Annotated in this window: 1 protein-coding gene and 1 pseudogene; both read left to right on the top strand. The window is 68.5% G+C overall.

Going from position 1 to position 1,493, the window contains the following annotated elements; all coding sequences use genetic code 11:
• Positions 1-207: 207 nt before the first annotated feature.
• Positions 208-1,320 carry a PPE family protein gene (locus tag A5781_RS22760; protein ID WP_067212311.1) on the top strand — a complete coding sequence of 371 codons (1,113 nt, stop codon included), beginning with the start codon at positions 208-210 and terminating at the stop codon, positions 1,318-1,320.
• Positions 1,321-1,393: 73 nt separating this feature from the next.
• Positions 1,394-1,493: pseudogene (locus tag A5781_RS22755) on the top strand (WXG100 family type VII secretion target); the annotation flags it as partial.

The raw sequence follows: 1,493 nt of genomic DNA, 5'->3' as shown, positions 1-1,493 counted from the left end.
TATGCGATCGTCGGCAGCGTCAGATGTGTATAAGAGACAGCCGCTGGCGGCCGCCTTGCCCGCCGAACACGTCGCCCCCAGGCACCTGCCCGCCGGCATGCCCGGCGAGCAGGTCGTGCAGGCGCACGGGGCCCTCAAAGCTGCTAACGGCCCGAAGCCCTTGCCGGCGCTGGCGTAGCGAAACGACCTAGGGAAAGGAAGGTAGTCATGGATTTCGGTGCGATGCCCCCGGAGATCAATTCCGGCCTGATGTATGCGGGGCCGGGACCAGCGTCGATGCTGGCGGCCGCGATGGCCTGGGAGGGACTGGCGGCGGAGCTGCGTTCGGCCGCGACGAGCTACGGGACGGTGATCCTCGAACTCACCGATGCCGCCTGGCAGGGCCCGTCGTCGGAAGCGATGGCGGCCGCCGCATCCCCCTACGTGGCCTGGATGCACGCCACGGCGGCGCAGGCCGAGCAGGCGGGGATGCAGGCGACCGCAGCCGCCGTCGCGCACGAGGTGGCGTTTGCGGCTACCGTGCCTCCGCCGGTGATCGCGGCTAACCGCTCGTTGCTGATGATGTTGGTCGCGACCAACTTCCTGGGTCAAAACACCGCGGCGATCGCGGCCACCGAGGCGCAGTACGGCGAGATGTGGGCCCAGGACGCGATGGCCATGTACGCCTACGCCGGCTCCTCGGCGGCGGCGGCCATGCTGGCTCCGATGATGGTCGCCCCGCCCACCACCAATCCCGGCGGGGTCGCGGCCAGCGCCATGGCGGCGGGCGAGGCCAACATGCAGGGATTGGCCACCCAAGCGACCATGGGGCTGCCGTCAACGCTCAATTCGTCCGCGTCATCGCTCGCCAGCAGCTTCCCATCCGCGATCAGCAGTTTTTCCGACTTGCTCGGCATGCCGTTCGGGCAGGGCGGCGGCACCGCCACATCGGGAGTGGGCGGGATGGCCGCACCCAACGCGGGATTTGCGACCGCCATGCCCGCATCCGGGGCCTTTTCCCCGGCGGCGATGCCCGCACGCTTCATCCCCGCGCAGCCGTTGATGACTGCACCGGAGCGGATGGCGCCGGCGCGGCTAATGCCGTCGGCGGCAATGGGGCAGGCCACTCCGGTCGGAGGTCTTTCGGTGCCGCCGAGCTGGACCGCGGCGACTCCCGAGGCCGCCGCACCGACCGGGGCCCCACTGGCGGGTGCCGGCGCCGCGGCTCGAATGCTGAGTCCCCGGAGTAGCTCTGCGGCTCAGGTGGGCGGTATGGAGATGCGCGGATTCGGCGCCACCATGCCGGCTCCCGCCAGTGTGCTGCCGCGCGTGGTCGGATGAGGGAAGGGAGAAAAAATCGAGGTATCGGTGACCAAACTTCAAAACTGACAACAACTTTCGAAGGAGACATTTAATGACAACACGATTCATGACCGATCCGCACGAAATGCGGGCGATGGCGGGCCGCTTCGAGGTGCACGCCCAGACGGTTGAGGACGAGGCTCGCAAGATGT

The organism is Mycobacterium sp. 852002-30065_SCH5024008 (assembly GCF_001665645.1).
Lineage (GTDB): Bacteria > Actinomycetota > Actinomycetes > Mycobacteriales > Mycobacteriaceae > Mycobacterium > Mycobacterium paraffinicum.
Note: the sequence above shows the minus strand (reverse complement) of the source record. Positions and strands in the feature narration are given on the sequence as shown.